Annotated in this window: 16 protein-coding genes; 7 read left to right on the forward strand and 9 right to left on the reverse strand. The window is 69.7% G+C overall.

The window, feature by feature from the left end:
- The first annotated feature begins 133 nt into the window (after nucleotides 1-133).
- Nucleotides 134-2833, forward strand: a complete 2700-nt coding sequence (locus ACEUEL_RS18865) for a DUF2339 domain-containing protein (protein ID WP_405708647.1) — start codon at nucleotides 134-136, stop codon at nucleotides 2831-2833.
- 55 nt (nucleotides 2834-2888) lie between these two features.
- Here the strand turns inward: ACEUEL_RS18865 and ACEUEL_RS18870 are convergent, their stop codons facing one another.
- Entirely contained in the window at nucleotides 2889-3314 is a 426-nt protein-coding gene (locus tag ACEUEL_RS18870) for a DoxX family protein (RefSeq protein ID WP_405708650.1), read from the reverse strand.
- Between the two features lie 112 nt (nucleotides 3315-3426).
- Between ACEUEL_RS18870 and ACEUEL_RS18875 the strand changes: the two genes are divergently transcribed.
- Entirely contained in the window at nucleotides 3427-4326 is a 900-nt protein-coding gene (locus ACEUEL_RS18875) for a LysR family transcriptional regulator (RefSeq protein ID WP_405708653.1), read from the forward strand.
- A 16-nt stretch (nucleotides 4327-4342) separates the two neighbouring features.
- Here ACEUEL_RS18875 and ACEUEL_RS18880 read toward each other — a convergent pair whose 3' ends face one another.
- The 7 genes from ACEUEL_RS18880 to ygfZ all read right to left on the reverse strand — a co-directional run bounded on the left by ACEUEL_RS18880 (nucleotide 4343) and on the right by ygfZ (nucleotide 9647).
- Nucleotides 4343-4795: a hypothetical protein gene (locus ACEUEL_RS18880; protein WP_405708656.1), complete on the reverse strand. Its 453-nt coding sequence runs from the start codon at nucleotides 4793-4795 to the stop codon at nucleotides 4343-4345.
- Between the two features lie 200 nt (nucleotides 4796-4995).
- Nucleotides 4996-6237, reverse strand: coding sequence for an MFS transporter (locus ACEUEL_RS18885; protein ID WP_405708658.1), 1242 nt, complete (start codon nucleotides 6235-6237; stop codon nucleotides 4996-4998).
- A gap of 176 nt (nucleotides 6238-6413) precedes the next feature.
- On the reverse strand, nucleotides 6414-6917 hold the full coding sequence (locus tag ACEUEL_RS18890; protein WP_405708661.1) for a c-type cytochrome: 504 nt from the start codon (nucleotides 6915-6917) through the stop codon (nucleotides 6414-6416).
- 117 nt (nucleotides 6918-7034) lie between these two features.
- Nucleotides 7035-7541: a tyrosine phosphatase family protein gene (locus ACEUEL_RS18895; protein ID WP_405708664.1), complete on the reverse strand. Its 507-nt coding sequence runs from the start codon at nucleotides 7539-7541 to the stop codon at nucleotides 7035-7037.
- The gene (locus ACEUEL_RS18900) at nucleotides 7538-8104 is read right to left on the reverse strand and encodes an HD domain-containing protein (protein WP_405709529.1); all 567 of its coding nucleotides are present in this window, start codon (nucleotides 8102-8104) and stop codon (nucleotides 7538-7540) included. The genes ACEUEL_RS18895 and ACEUEL_RS18900 overlap by 4 nt, the downstream gene beginning before the upstream one ends.
- Nucleotides 8105-8187: 83 nt before the next feature.
- Nucleotides 8188-8796: a DNA-3-methyladenine glycosylase I gene (locus ACEUEL_RS18905; RefSeq protein WP_405708667.1), complete on the reverse strand. Its 609-nt coding sequence runs from the start codon at nucleotides 8794-8796 to the stop codon at nucleotides 8188-8190.
- Complete coding sequence (gene ygfZ / locus ACEUEL_RS18910) at nucleotides 8793-9647, reverse strand: CAF17-like 4Fe-4S cluster assembly/insertion protein YgfZ (RefSeq protein WP_405708670.1); 855 nt, start codon at nucleotides 9645-9647, stop codon at nucleotides 8793-8795. The genes ACEUEL_RS18905 and ygfZ overlap by 4 nt, the downstream gene beginning before the upstream one ends.
- 118 nt (nucleotides 9648-9765) lie before the next feature.
- On the opposite strand from ygfZ, the gene ACEUEL_RS18915 reads away from it, so the two are divergent.
- Nucleotides 9766-11112: a dihydroorotase gene (locus ACEUEL_RS18915; RefSeq protein ID WP_405708673.1), complete on the forward strand. Its 1347-nt coding sequence runs from the start codon at nucleotides 9766-9768 to the stop codon at nucleotides 11110-11112.
- 10 nt (nucleotides 11113-11122) lie between these two features.
- Nucleotides 11123-11593 (forward strand): DUF4279 domain-containing protein, encoded by a 471-nt coding sequence (locus ACEUEL_RS18920; RefSeq protein WP_405708675.1) that lies wholly within the window; start codon nucleotides 11123-11125, stop codon nucleotides 11591-11593.
- A 5-nt stretch (nucleotides 11594-11598) separates the two neighbouring features.
- On the opposite strand, the gene truA is transcribed toward ACEUEL_RS18920, so the two are convergent.
- The gene (gene truA / locus ACEUEL_RS18925) at nucleotides 11599-12339 is read right to left on the reverse strand and encodes a tRNA pseudouridine(38-40) synthase TruA (protein WP_405708678.1); all 741 of its coding nucleotides are present in this window, start codon (nucleotides 12337-12339) and stop codon (nucleotides 11599-11601) included.
- Between the two features lie 155 nt (nucleotides 12340-12494).
- On the opposite strand from truA, the gene ACEUEL_RS18930 reads away from it, so the two are divergent.
- The 3 genes from ACEUEL_RS18930 (at nucleotide 12495) to ACEUEL_RS18940 (ending at nucleotide 17707) form a co-directional block, all read left to right on the forward strand.
- Complete coding sequence (locus tag ACEUEL_RS18930; RefSeq protein WP_405708680.1) at nucleotides 12495-13538, forward strand: acyltransferase family protein; 1044 nt, start codon at nucleotides 12495-12497, stop codon at nucleotides 13536-13538.
- A 176-nt stretch (nucleotides 13539-13714) separates the two neighbouring features.
- The gene (gene polA / locus ACEUEL_RS18935) at nucleotides 13715-16690 is read left to right on the forward strand and encodes a DNA polymerase I (protein ID WP_405708683.1); all 2976 of its coding nucleotides are present in this window, start codon (nucleotides 13715-13717) and stop codon (nucleotides 16688-16690) included.
- A gap of 126 nt (nucleotides 16691-16816) precedes the next feature.
- A complete protein-coding gene (locus tag ACEUEL_RS18940) occupies nucleotides 16817-17707 on the forward strand; it encodes a TIGR01459 family HAD-type hydrolase (RefSeq protein WP_405708686.1) in 891 nt (296 codons plus the stop codon).
- Nucleotides 17708-17764 lie beyond the last annotated feature (57 nt).

Below are 17764 nucleotides of genomic sequence, written 5' to 3' on the forward strand. Positions count from 1 at the left end.
TGCTGAACGGTCACTTCATCAAGCGTTCAGACGCCGGCCGGCACAAGCCACACCCGCTCGCGTGCCGGCCGCCCGCCGAGTCCTCACCGCCGATCCGGCGTCAATTCCTGCCCGCGGCCCAAAGCGGTGTGTCATGGACGGACTGTCCGGTCTTCTGCTCCTCGTTGCCCTGATCCTCATCTTCCGGCTGCGTGGGCGCGTGAAGCGCCTCGAACTGCGGCTTGCGGCCCTGGAGACCGGCAGCCTCGTTCGCGCTCGCGGGGCAGAGGAAGCGCCCGCAACTCCCGTCGCGCCCGAATCGCGGATAGCGCCCGAAGCGGACGCGACCGCTGCCGCCTCCCCACCGGGCGAGGTCGTGCCGATGGCCGCGCGCAAGGCCGCCGAGCCGGATCCGGCGGCCAGTGCCACCGCCGGCCCTGCCGATTCCGCGCCGGAAACCGCAAAGGGTCGCGCCCGGCCGCTTGCGGGTTTCGAGGAACGCTTCGGCGCCTTGTGGACGGTCTGGCTCGGCGGGCTGGCGCTGGCGCTCGGCGGCATCTTCCTGGTGCGCTACGCCATCGAGGCCGACCTGATCGGACCGGGCGTGCGCCTCGCGCTCGGCGGCCTGCTGGCGCTGTTCCTGCTCGGCCTCGGCGAATGGCTGCGCCGGTCCGACCGGATGCGGGAGGAAGAGGGAATCACCCGTGTGCGGCTGCCCTTCGCCGACGTGCCGGCCATGCTGACCGCGGCGGGCACCAGCACGGCCTATGCGGTGGTCTATGCCGGCTATGAGCTCTACGGCATGCTGCCGCCGCCGCTGGCCTTCGGCCTGCTCGGGCTGGTCGCCGCCGGCTGCATGCTCGCCGCCCTGCTGCACGGTCCCATGCTCGCCGCACTCGGCCTGGTGGGCGCCGGCGTTGCGCCGTTGCTTGTCGCCAGCGCGGAGCCGAGCGCCTGGGGGCTCGCCGTTTATGTCGCCATGGTCGCGGCCGCCGCCTTCGCTCTCGCCCGCGTACGGCTCTGGGCGTGGCTCGCCGCCCTCGCCGCGGTCGGCGCGCTGTTGTGGGGGCTGGTGCTGATTGCCATGCCCGAGACCCCGGGCAGTTCGGCGGCGGCGGGCTTCCTGGCCGCGGCGCTGATGGCGTTGACCGGTGCGCTGCTGGTGCCGGGCCTGCTGCGCGGACCGCCGGCCCCGCGCCGGGCGCGACCGGACTGGCTGTCGCTGATCGGCATCGCCGGTGCCCTCGTCCTCGGCGCGCTGCTGACGGCGAGGAGCGAGCAGGCGCCGGCGGCCCTCATCCTGTTCGCGGTGCTCGGCGTTGCAGCCGTGGCGATGGCGGCACGGGCGGAAGCGGCGATGGCCGGCCCGCTGATCGCCGGGCTCGGCGCCGCCTTCGTGCTGGCCGCCTGGGACGTGCTGCCGACGCCCGGCACCACCGTCGCGGCACCGGGCGCGATGGAGGGTGTCGTCGCCGGCCCGCCGACCCTGGCGATCGGCGGATTCGTCGGCTTCGGCCTCGGCTTTGGCGGGCTGCTCGCGCTCTCCGGCTTCATCGGCGCCCGCCGCTCGCGCCGCCTGCCGCCGGCACTCGCCTGGAGCGCGGCCGCGACCATCGGCCCGCTGCTCATGCTGATCGCGGGGTACTGGCGGCTGGCGGGGTTCGAGCGCAGCTTCGGCTTCGCCGCTCTCGCCCTGCTGCTCGCGCTGCTGGCGATGTGGGCGGTCGACCGGCTGTCGCGGCAGTCGATCGCGGGAATGTATTCGGGCGCGGCCTTCGCGGCCGGCGCGGTGGGCGCACTGGCGCTGGGGCTGACCATGGCGCTCGAGCGCGGCTGGCTCACCGTCGGCCTCGCGCTCGCCTCGCTCGGCATCGCCTGGGTGTGGAGCCTGCGGCCGCTGCCGGGCCTGCGCGCGCTGTCCGCTCTGGTCGGCGTCTCCGTGCTCGGGCGCATCGTCTGGGATCCCGCCATCGCCGGCGGCGATCCCGGGCCGGGGCTGGTGATCAACTGGCTGCTCTGGGGCTATGGCGTGCCGGCTGCCGCGTTCGCTCTCGCGGCGTGGAAGCTCGGCGGCGGCGACTGGGCGCGGCGGACCCATGACAGTCTCGCGCTGATGTTCGCAGTCCTGCTGGCGGTGACCGAAATCCGGCATTGGGTGCATGGCGACCTGCTGGCGCCGGCGGCCGACTTCGCGGAGATCGGCGGCTATCTGTGCGTCGCGCTGGCCTATGCGATCGGTCTCGAGCGGCTGCGGCGGGCGGGGGCAAGCCCGGTCCACCAGATCGGCTCGCTCGTCATGTTCGCGGCGGCCGGCGCTCTGGCGCTCGTGCTGCTCACCGCTCTCAACCCCGCCTTCACCGGCGATCCGGTCGGCGGGCGCCTCGTCAACCTGCTGCTGCTCGGCTATGGGCTGCCGGCGCTTCTCGCCTTCGGTCTCAACGTGACCACGGCGGGCCAGCGCGGCATCTGGCACCGGCGCCTGTCGGGCACGCTCGCGCTGGTGCTCGCGCTCGCCTATCTGACGCTTCAGGTCCGCCGCCTGTTCGTCGGCGAGTCCCTCGATGCCTTCACGCTCGGCGATACCGAACTCTATGCCTATTCGGCGGTGTGGCTGGGCTTCGGCATCGCGCTGCTGGTCGCCGGGCTGGTGATGCGCTCGGGAGACCTGCGGCTGGCCTCGGCGGTCATCGTGCTGCTGACCATCGCCAAGGTGTTTCTCTGGGACATGGCCGACCTGACGGGCGCGCTGCGCGCGCTCTCCTTCATCGGCCTCGGGCTGGTGCTGGTGGGGATCGGCTGGCTCTACCAGAACCTGCTGCTGCGCCGTCGCGAGGATGCGGCGGAACCGTCCTGAAACGGCGGAAGGGGCGGCCGCGAGCCGCCCCTCATCATGTCGACCGGGAACTTTTTCAGGCCGTCGCGGGCTTGCCGGCGAAGAGAAGCGGGCGGGAGCGCAGCGCGAAGGCACCGTCGCCGAGCAGCCAGAGGGCGAAGGACGCCACGATCAGGAACACCGGGTATTCCCAGCCGCCGCCGGCCGCCGAGAACAGCCAGCCGTTCGGGATGTGCACCGTCGTGGCCGCGGCCATCACCGGGATGAGCAGCAGCGCCACATGCCGAGCATAGACGCCGAGCACGATGAGGATGCCGCCGATGAGTTCGGCGAGGAAGACCGGCCAGGCCAGCGCTTCCGGCATGCCGATGCTGCCGAGGAAGCCGGCGAAGCCCGGAATGGTGAAGACGAGATATTTGAGCAGAGCGTGCGAGATCCACATCGCGCCCAGCGCGACGCGGAGGAGGAAGATGCCGTAGGGAGCGGTGCGGGTGTCGATCATGCGAGCCTCCGTGAGGGTCAGCCGTGGTTCAGGACTGGCGCGAAGCTAGCGTTGACAATAACGCAAAGCCATACTCTGATTTGCCGCTATTGATTTGCACGGATGCAACAACATGATCGCCTGGGACGACTTCCGGCTGGTGAAGGCCATCGCCGAGGCGCACTCGCTCGCGGGGGCGGCGGAAACGCTCGGCGTCAACCACTCCACCATCTTCCGGCGCCTCGGTTCTCTGGAAGAGGCGCTCGGCACCCGGCTGTTCGAGCGCGCCCGCACCGGCTACGCCCCGACCGCGGCCGGCGAGGAGATGGTGCGCGTCGCCGAGCGCATGGCGGAGGAGATCGTCACGCTGGAGCGGCGCATCACCGGGCAGGACCTGCGCCCCTCCGGCGACCTGAGGGTGACCACCAACGACACGCTGCTGATGCACCTGCTGACGCCGCTGCTGGTCGATTTCCGCAAGGCCTATCCCGACATCCGGCTGGAGATCATCGTCTCCAATGCCTCGCTCAACCTCTCGAAGCGCGATGCCGACGTCGCGGTCCGGGCGACGCAGCACCCGCCCGAGACGCTGATCGGACGGCGGACCGCGAGCATCCGCTGGGCGGTCTACAGCCGGCCGGAGATGGTTGGCCCCGACGGCTACGACCATGCCCGGGCGCGCGATTTCCATTGGGTGGGCTTTGCCGACAACCTCGCCAACCTGCCCCCGGCGGCGTGGCTGCACGACCATGTCGGCGAGGAGCGGATCATGTACCGCGTCGATACGGTGATGGGGCTGGCGGAAGCGGCCCAGGCGGGGGCGGGGCTGGCGCTGCTGCCGTGCTTCATCGGCAGCGCCACGCCGGGGCTGGTGCGCCTGACCGAGCCCGAGGAAGACATCAATGCCGGCCTCTGGCTGCTCACCCATCCCGACCTGCGCGGCACGGCGCGCGTGCGGGCGTTCATGGAGCATATCGGGCGCGAGCTGGCGAAGCGCCGCGACTTCATCGAGGGGCGCACGCTCGCCGCGTGAGCGCCCCCGCGGTCGATCAGTTGCGCGCCTGAACCTCGGCGGTGGCGCCGGTCTTGCGACGCGTCACCAGAGCGCTGCGGCCCGAACCGCCCCGGTTGAACTCGCACCACATGCGATCGAAGCCGGCGATATTGCCGCGGAAGCTGGTGTCGCTGATCTTGTCGAGCTCGAAACAGGGCTGGAAGGCAACGCCGCGGAGCTGGGCGCAGATGGAGGCGCCCTTCGCCTTCAGCGTGCCGGCCGGGAGCTCGACATAGCGGGCAGAGCCCTGGCCACGGACGCGGATGGTGCCGGCGACGGACCCGTCCGCCAGCACCCGCCCGGAACCGACGGTGCCTTCGTAGCAGCTGTAGGAAAAGGTGCGGCCGACCACGAAGCTGCGCGCGGCTTCGGCATCCATCGAATCCGCACTCGCCAGGGTCGGCGCGGCGGCGAAGGCGGCTACGAGAAGGGCAAAGCTACGGCGCATAGGCGCAATCCATCCGGAGCTGTAACAGAGCGTTCACGATGCGCTGCGAAACGGGGGCCTTGTCAAGGCGCGGGGCCGGTTGCGCCGGCCAAACGCCCGCGTTCCCCGCGCCCTGTGTCGCACCCGCAACGCCAATCCGGCCACAGCCCGGCAAATCTGCGGCATTTTTGGTTAACAGAGCGCAAAGGCCGGCAGGATCGTCACGCCGGCTGCGCCGCCGCCTCCGGCCGGGCGACCGGCCGCTCGACGATCGGCAGGTTGATCGCGGCCGAGGCGAAGGACAGCGCGACCGAGAACCACCAGACGAGGTCGTAGGAGCCGAGCCGCTCGTAGAGCAGCCCGCCCAGCCACACGCCCAGGAAGCCGCCGACCTGATGGCTGAAGAAGGCGAAACCGTAGAGCATGGCGAGGTAGCGCGTGCCGAACATCAGCATGACGAGGCCCGAGGTCGGGGGCACCGTGGACAGCCACAGCAGGCCGATGGCGACGCCGAAGCCGATGGCACTGGCGGGACTCGCCGGCAAAAGCACGAAGGCGGCGATCGCCACGCCGCGCGCGAAATAGATGATCGCCAGCAGCCAGCGCTTGGACATGCGGCTCGACAGCCAGCCCGAGGTGAGCGATCCGACCATGTTGGCGAGGCCGATGGTGGCCAGCGTCCAGCCGCCGATCGTCACCGACAGGCCCTTGTCGGCGAGATAGGCCGGCAGATGCGTGGTGACGAAGGCGAGCTGGAAGCCGCAGGTGAAGAAGCCCAGCACGAGAAAGACATAGCTCGGATGCCGGAAGGCCTCGCCCAGCGCCGCGCGGATGGACTGCTGCGGGCCGCCGGCATTCGCGCTGGCGGCGCCCGGCGTGGCCAGCGCGAACGCCACCGGCATGATCAGCAGCATGGTGACGGCAAAGATGACCAGCGTCTCCTGCCAGCCCACCGTCCCGATCAGCCCCGCCGCCAGCGGCGGGAACAGGAACTGGCCGAAGGAGCCGGCCGCGGTGCCGGCGCCGAAGGCCAGCGGGCGCCAGCGATCGGGCAGCAGCTTGCCGAAGGCGGCCAGCACGATGTTGAACGAGCAGCCGGACAGCCCGAAGCCGACCAGCACGCCGGCGCTCAGATGCAGCATCCCCGGCGTGGCGGCATAGGCCATCAGCGCGAGGCCGCCGGCATAAAGGGCCGCCCCGAACCACAGCACCCGCACCACGCCGAAGCGGTCCGCCACCGCGCCGGCAAAGGGCGTACCGAGGCCCCAGAGCAGGTTCTGGATGGCGATGGCGAGGCCGAACGTATCGCGTCCCCAGCCGAATTCATGCGTCATCGGCAGCAGGAAGATGCCGGTCGAGGCGCGCGGCCCGAAGGTGAGCATGGCGATGAGGCAGCCGCACAGCACCACGAAGAGGGGCGCGCGGGCGGCGAAGCTCGGGCGCGGGGAGGCAACGGGGCTCATCGAAACTCTCCAGACCCCGGCCTGCCGCGGCGGCGCGGGACTCGTACGCTAGCCGCCCGCGCATCGCATCGGAAATGAAATAGCATGACGGATATCATCACCAAATCCGATGCAGCGCGGATGCCGTGCCGCCGCCGGCCCGGCAGACCGCCCCGCGCTGCGGGGCGGTCGCGCGCTCATGGCGCGACGACGGTGAGGTAGGGCGCGCTGGCCTTGCCGCTCGGGCCCACCGGTGCCGGCACCTGATTGACGATCGGCTTGAGGCTCTTGAGATATCCGGCCAGCGCCTTGGCGTCGGCGGCGTTGAGGCTGGAATAGGCGTGGTAGGGCATCGCCGGGGCGAGGACCCGCCCGTCGGGGCGTTCGCCCTTGGTGACCGCCTTGACGATGTCGGCCTCGCTCCAGTTGCCGAGGCCGGTATCCTTGTCCGAGGTCAGGTTCGGCGGATAGAAGATGCCGAGACCGGGGATCTGGAAGCCGACTTCCGAGCCGGCGAACCGGCGCGCCATGTCGGGCTTGCCGAGAAACACGCCGGGCGTGTGGCAGCCGCCGCAGTCCATGATGCCGGCGAGGTATTCGCCGCGCTTGATCTGAGCGGAATTTTCCGCCGCCCCGGCGGAAGGGATGGTGGCGGCCAGCAGCAGGCCGCCGAGAGCCGAAATGGCGATGGTCTTGTGCATCGGAACACGCAGTGATCGCGGACGATCTTCCTCTGTGGCTGGGGGGCGGCGTGGACCTAGAAGAATGAAGATGTACGGAAGCTGTACGGGCGGTTCATCGCACCCGGCCCGCCACGTTCAGTCGATCGCCAGGGCGAAAGGCTCGCCCTCGAAGGCATCCGCCCCCCGGCCGATGGCGGCGATGGCCGCGCTCATGCGTCCGCCCCGGCCGAGCGCGGCATCGCCCAGCGCGACCAGCCGGGCATTGGGCGTCGCGCTCGGGGAGGCCGCGCGCAGCCGCGCGGCGATTTCCGTTTCATCGCGCCTCGGATCCAGCGCACAGGCGGCGATGAAGGCGCTCGCGGTGGAGCGGCTGATGCCGGCATAACAGTGCACGACGAGTGCCGCCTCGCGTGGCCAGCGCCGCACGAATTCGAGCAGCGCCCGCATATGCTCCTCGGCCGGGTGGATCAGGCCGGGCTGCGGCTCGACGATGTCGTTGAAGCCGAGGAACAGGTGGTCGCCGGGGGCGATTCCGGCCGGACGGACCACCGGCGTGCCGGCGTTGATCACGCTCAGCACATGGCGGGCGCCGGTCCGGGCGACCGTCTCGGAGAGGCGCGACAGCGGGCAGACATGGATCATGGCCGCACCAGTTCGTTGAAGCGCGCGAGGAAACGCGACGTCGCCTCATCGGCGCTCCACGGGACAAGATAATCCCGCTCGGCCGCCGGATCGAGCGGAAAGGGGCGTCCGAAAAAACGGCGCGCCTCGGCCAGTTCGAAACCGGCGAGCCGCGTCGCCTCGAGGAAGGCGCCGGCACGGTCGGCCGCCTTAACGATGCGGATGAGCACGTCCGGCCATTTCGCCGGCAGCCCGAAGCGGCGGCTGATGGCGGCGAGGAGACGCGCCTCCACCACCTTGTAGTCTCCCCCGAGAACCGCCTTGAACGGGCTGATCATGTCGCCGATGACATATTCGGGGGCATCGTGCAGCAGCACGGCGAGCCGCCATGTCGTGTCGATATTGGGCGCCTGCCGGCGCGCCAGCGCCTCGACCAGCACCGAATGCTGGGCCACCGAGAAGATGTTGGTGCCATGCGTCTGCCCGTTCCAGCGGGCGACGCGGGCGAGCCCGTGGGCGATGTCCTCGATCTCGATGTCGAGCGGGGACGGATCGAGCAGGTCGAGCCGGCGCCCGGACAGCATGCGCTGCCAGGCGCGCGGCGCTTTCGCCGTGCGGACGGTCGCCGCCGCGCCCGCGGGACCGGGGGCCTCGGGAGCGGGCGACATCATCCGTCCTTACGGCGCTCGCCGGCAAACAGCCCGTGGCGATGGCAGGCGACGCGATGGTCGTCGACCATGCCGACGGCCTGCATGAAGGCGTAGACGATGGTCGGGCCGACGAAATTGAAGCCGCGCTTCTTCAGCTCCTTCGACATCGCCATCGCTTCGGGCGAGGTCGTCGGCGACGGATCGCCCGGACCGAGGCGGTTGTCGCGCACGGCGCCGCCATTGATGCCCCATAGTAGCGCAGAAAAGCCCGGCCCCTTCTCCATGATGTCGAGATAGGCGCGCGCCGAGCGCACCGTCGCCTCGATCTTGGCGCGGTTGCGCACGATGCCGGCGTCCTGCATCAGCGCCTCGACCTTGGCGGGGCCGTATGACGCGATCACCTCCGGCTCGAAGCCGTCGAAAGCACGGCGGAAGTTCTCGCGCTTGCGCAAGATGGTGATCCAGGCGAGCCCCGCCTGGAAGCCGTCGAGGATCAGCTTCTCGAACAGCGCCCGGTCGTCAAACTCCGGCATGCCCCATTCGGTGTCGTGATAGGCGACGTAGAGCGGCTCGGTGCCGCACCAGGCGCAGCGGACCACGCCGTCCGGATGTTCGTGGTGCCTCATGACGCGCTTCCTTCGGAAAGGCCGGGGATGGGGAAGCGTGCCCAGGGCAAGGGCTCCACGCTCAGCTTCTCCTCACCCGCGGTGACCGCGTGGCCGGCGAGGCGCGCTTCCTCCAGCCGGTCGAGGCGGATGGTGGCGAGCAGCCGGCCGTCCACCCCCGAGCCGACCCGGCCGATGGTCTTGTCGCCGGCCAGGATCGGCGTGCCTTCCGGCGGCGGCGGGCCGCACACGGCGAAGGGGATGATCCGCGTGCGGGCCGTGCCGCGATGCTGCATGCGGCTGACGATCTCCTGCCCCACATAGCAGCCCTTGTCGAAATCGATGCCGCCGAGCTGGTCCATGTCGGCCTCGTGCGGGAAGGCGTCGCCATAGACGAAATCCGCCGCGCCCTCGGGGATGCCGAGCGCGATGCGGTGCGCCTGCCAGTCCGCCTCCGGCGCGGCGCCGAGCGCCGCGGCTTCCGCCGCCGGCAGCAGGAAGCGCCGCCCCAGCGCGGGCAGGCGCGGGTCGTCATAGGCGAGCGCGTCGACCACCGGGCTCGCGCCGCCCCACGCCACGGCGACGGCGAGGTCGTCCAGCGTGCCGATCTCGACCTTGGCGCGCAGGCGGTAGAGCGTCAGGCGCTTGATGAGGTCGGCGACGACCGCCTTCGGCGCATCGAGCCGGAAGCCGGCCTCGGTGGCGACGACGATCATGTCGGCGACGATCTTGCCCTGCGGCGTCAGCAGTGCCCCATAGCGTGCCGCGCCCGGCGCCGGGGTGCGCGCGGTCAACAGGTTGTCGAGGAAATGCGCCGCGTCCGCACCGGCGATGCGCACCACGGCGCGGCTTTCGAGAATCGCAATCGGCATCACGCGCGTCCTTGCCAGCCCGCGTGCCGAGACGTAAAGCGCCCATGGCCCGCCTGCAAGGCGCAGGCGGCCGGTGATCCGCCATTGCCCTCAGCTTTCAGCCGTCGCGAGGAACGCCATGACCGCCTCTCCCACTGAAACCTTCGACCTGATCCTCAAGGGCGGCACGGTGGTGAACCAGGATGGCGCCGGCGTGCGCGACATCGGCGTGCGCAACGGCAAGATCGCCGGGATCGGTTCGTTCTCGCCCGCGCAGGCCGGCGAGACCATCGACGCCGCCGGCCTCCACATCCTGCCCGGCGTGATCGACACGCAGGTGCATTTCCGCGAGCCGGGGCTGGAGCACAAGGAAGACCTCGAATCGGGCGCGCGCGCCGCCGTCATGGGCGGGGTGACGGCGGTGTTCGAGATGCCGAACACCAATCCGCTCACCACGTCCGAGGCGGCGCTGGCCGACAAGGTGGCCCGCGCTCGCAACCGGATGCATTGCGACTTCGCCTTCTTCGTCGGCGGCACCCATGAGAACGTCGCCGAGCTGCCGGAACTGGAGCGCCTGCCGGGCGCGGCCGGCATCAAGGTGTTCATCGGTTCCTCCACCGGCTCGCTGCTGGTGGCGGACGATCCGGGCGTGCGGGCGATCCTCAAGGTGATCTCCCGGCGCGCCGCCTTCCATTGCGAGGATGAGCCGCGCCTCAACGATCGCAAGGGCCTGCGCGTGCCGGGCGATGCGTCCTCGCACCCGGTGTGGCGCGACGAGATCGCCGCGCTGACCGCGACGCGCCGGCTGGTGTCGCTCGCCGAGGAAGAGGGCAAGCGCGTCCACGTGCTGCACGTCACCTCGGCCGAGGAGATGGAGTATCTGCGCCATCACAAGGACGTGGCGACGGTGGAGGTGACGCCGCATCACCTGACCCTGGATGCGAGCTGGTACGGCACGCACGGCTCGCTGGTGCAGATGAACCCGCCCGTGCGTGACGCCCGCCACAAGGCGGCGCTGTGGGCGGCTCTAGCCGAGGGCATCGTCGACGTGCTGGGCTCCGACCACGCCCCGCACACGCTGGCCGAGAAGCAGAAGCCCTATCCCGACAGCCCCTCCGGCATGACCGGCGTGCAGACGCTGGTGCCGATCATGCTCGACCATGTGGCGGCCGGCCGCCTGTCGCTGGCACGCTTCGTGGATCTCTCCAGCGCCGGCCCGGCGCGCATCTTCGACATCGCCGGCAAGGGCCGCATCGCGGTCGGCTATGACGCCGACTTCACCGTGGTCGACCTCAAGCGGCGCGAGACCATCCGCAACGAGTGGATCGCCTCCAAGGCCGGCTGGACGCCCTATGACGGCGTCGAGGTCAACGGCTGGCCGGTGGGAACGATCGTGCGCGGCAGCCGCGTGATGTGGGAAGGCGAACTCACCGGCCCGTCACGGGGCGAGCCGGTGCGGTTCCTCGAGGCGCTGGCGCGGGTGTGACTGTCGGGCCATGGCCAAGGTGCATGAATCCGCGGTCACCTTGCGTTTTTCGGGCGATGACCTCGACCCCGAGGCGGTATCGACCGCAATCGGCCTGCGGCCAACCAAGGGCGTCCGCAAAGGCGAAATCTGGTTCCTCCCCAACGGCACGGAGATGATCGCGCGTACCGGTATGTGGCACTTCCATATCGGCCGCAAAGTACCCGGTGATCTCGACAAGCCGATATCGTCGCTCTTTTCGCTTGCGAGTACCGATCTCGACGTCTGGAGGGACCTATCACGACGTTACCATGGGCATCTGTTCGTCGGCCTGATGCTGAAGCACGGCAATGAGGGCATCGCGATCGAGCCCGAGGTGCTCGCGGCGATCGGGGCACGGGGCTTGCGGCTGGATTTCGATATCTACACCTGCCACGACGCCATCGACGATCGGGACGCGCAAGCTGTTACATTGAAAGTGCCTCGCGCGCAGGGAGGATGACGCGGCTAGGGATAGCTTACCTCCGCGAGATACAGCCCCGCGGACGGCGCCATCGGGCCGCAGCGGGTGCGGTCCCTCGCCTCCAGCGCGGCGCGCACATCCTCCGGCTGCCACGCCCCCTGGCCGACCTTGACCAGCGAGCCGACCATCGAGCGCACCTGATGGTGCAGGAAGGAGCGCGCGGCGGCGTGCACGCGCACCTCGTCGCCAAGGGACTCGACGTCGAGCCGGTCCAGCGTCTTCACCGGTGAATTCGCCTGGCATTCGGCGGCGCGGAAGGTGGTGAAGTCGTGCCGCCCGACCAGATATTGCGCGCCACGGTGCATCGCCGCCGCATCAAGCGGCTTCGGCACCTTCCAGGCGCGGTCGCGGTCGAGCACGAGATCGGCGCGCCGGCCGATGATGCGGTAGAAATACCGCCGACCGGTCGCCGAGAAGCGGGCGTGGAAATCGTCCGCCACCCGCTCGGCCGCCAGCACGGCAACGGGATGGGGCCGAAGATGCGCGTTCAGCGCGTCGCGCACCGTGTCGGCCCGCCATTCCTTGGCCAGATCGACATGGCCGACCTGTCCGGTGGCGTGGACGCCGGCATCGGTGCGGCCGGCGCCCTGCACCTGCACCCGCTCGCCGGACAGCGCGAACACCGCATCCGAGAGCACGCCCTGCACGGACCGACCCTCGGCCTGGAACTGCCAGCCGACGAAGGGCGTGCCGTCATATTCGATGGTGAGCTTGTAGCGGGGCATCGCGATCTCGTGACCTCGGCAGCGCCGATGCAAGACGAGGTTTCGGCGATCGCGTCAAGGATCGGCTTACGCGACCATGGCATGCTGATTGCGGTGACCTTCGGTAAATACACCGCAACCGCCCCATTCCGGGACAGATATCGGGAAAGTCGACCATGCCGGCACCCCATGTCAGCACGCCTTCGGCCCCGCGCGTCGACTGGGTCGACATGGCCAAGGGCTTCTGCATCGTCTTCGTGGTGATGATGCACTCGACGCTCGGCACGCAGGAGGCGGCGGAGGCGACCGGCTTCATGGGCTATGTCGTCGAGTTCGCCCGCCCGTTCCGGATGCCGGACTTCTTCCTGATCTCGGGACTTTTCCTCTCGCGGGTGATCGACCGCGACTGGCGCACCTATCTCGACCGCAAGGTGGTGCATTTCGCCTATTTCTACGTGATCTGGGTGACGATCCAGTTCGCCTTCAAGGCGCCGGGGCTGGCCGCCGAACATGGCGTGCTCGGCGTCGTCGGGCAGTATTTCCTCGCCTATATCGAGCCGTTCGGGACGCTGTGGTTCATCTACCTGCTGCCGATCTTCTTCGTGGTGGTGAAGCTCACCCGCAATGTCCCGATCTGGGTCATGCTGGTGATCGGCGCCGGCCTCGAGATGGCGACCGTCGAGACCGGCTGGACGGTGATCGACGAATTCTGCGAGCGCTTCGTCTATTTCTACGCCGGCTACGCCTTCGCCCCCTTCGCCTTCCGCTTCGCGGCGCGGGCGCAGAACGCGCCGGTGCTGGGCCTCGCCTTTCTCGCGGTTTGGGGCGCGGTGAACGGCTGGCTGGTGTTCGAGGGTTATGCGCGGCTGCCGGGCATCGCGCTCGCGCTCGGCTTCATCGGTGCGGTAGCGGTGATCATCATCAGCGCGCTGCTGGCCCGTTCCGGCGCCTTCGGCTGGCTGGAATATGCCGGGCGGAACTCCATCGTGGTCTATCTCGCCTTCTTCCTGCCGATGGCGATCACCCGCACCGTGCTGCTGAAGACCGGGCTCATCGCGGACATCGGCGTCGTCTCGCTGATCGTGACGGTGGTCGCGGTGGTGACGCCTCTGATCTTCCACGCGCTGGTGCGCAACACCCGGCTGCGCTTCCTGTTCGAGCGGCCGGCGATGTTCCGGCTGGAAAACCGCAGCAAGCCCGCCCTGCAGCCGGCGGAATAGGCGCGGCAGAGACGGACGGCGGGCTTGCCGCCCGAATAGCAAACGCGTGACGGCGGGTTGCCGCCCGACATCTGACACGTGACGGCGGGCTTGCCGCCCGGATAGCGAACGCGTGACGGCGGGCTTGCCGCCCGCCTTGGGCTTCGGCATCGTGCGCGCCCGAACCGGAGCGAGCGATGCCCGTCACCACGCCTGAGGCCGACCCCGTTGATGCCGGCGACCACGTCGTCCTGATCGACGGCTCGGCCTATATCTTCCGCGCCTATCACGCCCTGCCGCCGCTCACGCGAACCTCCGACAAGCTGCCCATCGGCGCGGTCGCGGGCTTCTGCAACATGCTGTGGAAGCTGGTGCGGTCGAGCGCGGAGCATGTCGGCTTCCAGCCTGCGCCGACCCATCTCGCGGTGGTGTTCGACAAGAGCGAGCAGACCTTCCGCAAGGACATCTACCCGCTCTACAAGGCGCAGCGCCCGGACCTGCCGGAGGACCTGATCCCGCAGTTCCCGCTCATTCGGGAAGCGACCCGGGCCTTCGACCTCGCCTGCGTCGAGCAGGACAAGTACGAGGCCGACGATCTGATGGCGACCTATGCCGAAGAGGCCAAGGCGCGCGGCGCGCGGGTTACCATCATCTCCTCCGACAAGGACCTGATGCAGCTGGTCGACGAGCGGGTGCGGCTCTACGACCCGATGAAGGACAAGCCGATCGGCATCGACGAGGTGTTCGAGAAGTTCGGCGTCAGCCCGGACAAGGTGATCGACGTGCAATCGCTCGCCGGCGATTCGGTCGACAACGTGCCGGGCGTGCCGGGTATCGGCATCAAGACCGCCGCGCAGCTCCTCGCCGAATATGGCGACCTCGACACGCTGCTCGCCCGCGCGCCCGAGATCAAGCAGACCAAGCGGCGGGAAAACCTGATCGAATTCGCCGACCAAGCCCGGCTCTCGCGCGAGCTCGTCACGCTCAAGCGCGACGTCGCGCTCGACGTGCCGCTCGACGACATCGCGGTCGTCCAGCCCGAGGGCAAGCGTCTGATCGCCTTCCTGAAGGCGATGGAGTTCACCACGCTGACGCGCCGCGTCGCCGAGACTTATGCGGTCGAGGCCGCCGCGATCGAGGCCGATCGCCGGCTGAAGGCGGGCGGCAGCGCCGATCCCGCCGAGCTGATCGAGGACACGAATCCGGCCGCCGGCGCCGAGACTGAGACGAACGGATCCGCGCAGGCGCCCGGCCGTGGAGAGAGCGCGGGATATAGACCCGCGACCCATGCCGCCGCCCGTATCGCCGAGGCGACCGCCACCCCGGTCGACCGGACGACATATGAGACGGTGACGACCCTCGAGCGGCTGCGGGCGTGGGTCGCCCGTGCGACGGACGTCGGAATCGTGGCGATCGATACCGAAACCAATTCGCTCGACGCGATGCAGGCCGATCTGGTCGGGGCGTCGCTGGCGGTCGCGCCGAACGAGGCCTGCTACATCCCGCTCCAGCATGTCGGGGCCGGGGACGGGCTGTTCAGCGAGGGGCTGCTGCCGGGCCAGATCCCGCTCGAGGCGGCGATCGCCACGCTGAAGCCACTGCTGGAAGACCCGGCCGTGCTCAAGATCGGCCAGAACCTCAAATATGACTGGCTGGTGCTGAGCCGCCACGGCATCGATGTCGGGCCGTACGATGACACGATGCTGATTTCCTATGTGCTCGATGCCGGTGCTTCGCCGCACGGCATGGACCCGCTGTCGGTCCGCTGGCTCGGGCATACGCCGATCAAATACGAGGAGGTCGCCGGCAAGGGGAAGACCGCGGTGACCTTCGACCGCGTCGCCATCGACCGCGCGACCGCCTATGCCGCCGAGGATGCCGACGTCACGCTGCGGCTCTGGCGCGCGCTGCAGCCTCGCCTCGTGGCCGAGGGCAAGGCCACCGTCTACGAGACGCTGGAACGGCCGATGGTGACGACGCTGGGCCGCATGGAGCGCCACGGCATCTCCATCGACCGGCAGATGCTCTCGCGCCTCTCCGGCGAGTTCGCGCAAGGGATGGCGCGGCTGGAAGCCGAGATCGGCGAGATGGCCGGGGAAAGCTTCAATCCCGGCTCGCCGAAGCAGCTCGGCGACATCCTGTTCGGCAAGATGCAGATCCCGGGCGGCCGCAAGACGCCGACCGGCGCCTGGTCCACGGGTGCCGACGTGCTGGAGGAACTCGCCGAGCAGGGCCACGCATTGCCCCGCCGGATCCTCGACTGGCGCCAGCTGCAGAAGCTGAAATCGACCTATGCCGACGCCTTGCCGACCTTCGTGAACCCGCAGACGCATCGCGTCCACACCAGCTACGCGCTGGCGGCGACCACGACGGGGCGCCTCTCCTCCTCCGACCCGAACCTGCAGAACATCCCGGTGCGCACCGAGGAAGGGCGCAAGATCCGCAAGGCCTTCGTGGCGAGCCCCGGCCACAAGCTGGTCTCGGCCGACTATTCGCAGATCGAGCTGCGCCTGCTGGCCGAGATCGCCGACACCCCCTCGCTGCGCCAGGCCTTCCAGGACGGGCTCGACATCCACGCCATGACCGCCTCCGAGATGTTCGGCGTGCCGATCGTCGGCATGCCCGCGGAAGTGCGCCGGCGTGCCAAGGCGATCAATTTCGGCATCATCTACGGCATCTCCGCATTCGGCCTCGCCAACCAGCTCTCGATCCCGCGCGAGGAGGCGGGGGCCTACATCAAGCGCTATTTCGAGCGCTTCCCGGGCATCCGCGCCTATATGGACGAGACGCGGGCCTTTGCCCGCGAGCACGGCTATGTCGAGACATTGTTCGGTCGGCGCTGCCACTACCCGGACATCAACGCCAAGAACCCCTCGATCCGCGCCTTCAACGAGCGGGCGGCGATCAATGCGCGTCTTCAGGGCACGGCGGCCGACATCATCCGGCGGGCGATGGTGCGGATGGAGCCGGCGCTGGCCACGGCGACGCTCTCGGCCCGCATGCTGCTGCAGGTCCACGACGAACTGGTGTTCGAGGTGCCGGACGACGAGATCGAGGCCACCCTGCCCCTCGTGGCGGGTGTGATGGAGCACGCAGCCCTGCCGGCTGTGAACCTCAGCGTCCCGCTCAAGGTGGATGCCCGCGCGGCCGCGAACTGGGACGAGGCGCACTAGTCGCGGCTGCCGCGCCGGGGCGGCGCCGACCGCGAAAGGTCGGGAGATACCCCGCCCGTGGCCGCGCCCTCTCCCGTCGCCAGTGCAGGCCTTGTGCATCGCGGCAAGGCGTGGCAATTCGCGCGGATGGCCACATCCTCTCGCGTTCCCGAAGCCCTCGTCCCGGTCGCCTCCTTCGCGCGCCTCGCGCCGCGCTACGACGTCATCCTCTGCGATGTCTGGGGGGTGCTGCACAACGGCGCCGTTGCCTCGCAGGCGGCCGGGGAGGCGCTGACGCGGGCGCGGGAGGCGGGCGCCACGGTCGTGCTGGTTTCCAACGCGCCGCGGCCCAACGACGGCGTCGCAACGATACTCGACGGATTCGGCGTGCCGCGCACCGCGTGGGATGCGATCGTGACCTCCGGCGACGTCACGAAGTCCCTGCTGCGGGGGCGCACGGATGCCCGCGTCTACCATCTGGGACCGGATCGCGACCTCGGCATCTATGACGACCTTCCGGTCGCGCGCACCGGCCTCGAGGAGGCCGATCTCATCGTCTGCACCGGCCTGTTCGACGATACGGTCGAGACGCCGGACCATTACGCGGAAACCCTGGCGCAGGCGCGCGGGCGCGGGCTCGAATTCATCTGCGCGAATCCCGACATCGTCGTGGAGCGCGGCGGCGAGCTGATCTGGTGCGCCGGCGCCCTCGCGGAGGCCTATGAAGCGCTCGGCGGCGCGGTGGTCTATTGCGGCAAGCCGCACGCGCCGATCTACGACGCGGCGCTGGCAGCCTCCGAGCGGCTGCGCGGGGCGCCCGTCGCGCGCCAGCGGGTGATCGCCATCGGCGACGCGCTCCGCACGGACATCGCCGGCGCCCACGGCGCGGGGATCGACTGCCTGTTCGTCGCCGCGGGCATCCACGCTTTCGAACTGGGGCTCGACCACGGGCAGGAGGCCGATCCGGCCGCGCTCGTGCGTCTGTTCGAAGACGCCCCCGCGCTGCCGACGGCGGTGACGACGCGCCTTGCCTGGTAGCGGCGCGCCAGCGGGTCAGTCAGCATCACGGACCTTTTCTCGCACCTTTGTTGCATT

This window comes from Ancylobacter terrae (assembly GCF_045108345.1).
Classification (GTDB): Bacteria; Pseudomonadota; Alphaproteobacteria; order Rhizobiales; family Xanthobacteraceae; genus Ancylobacter.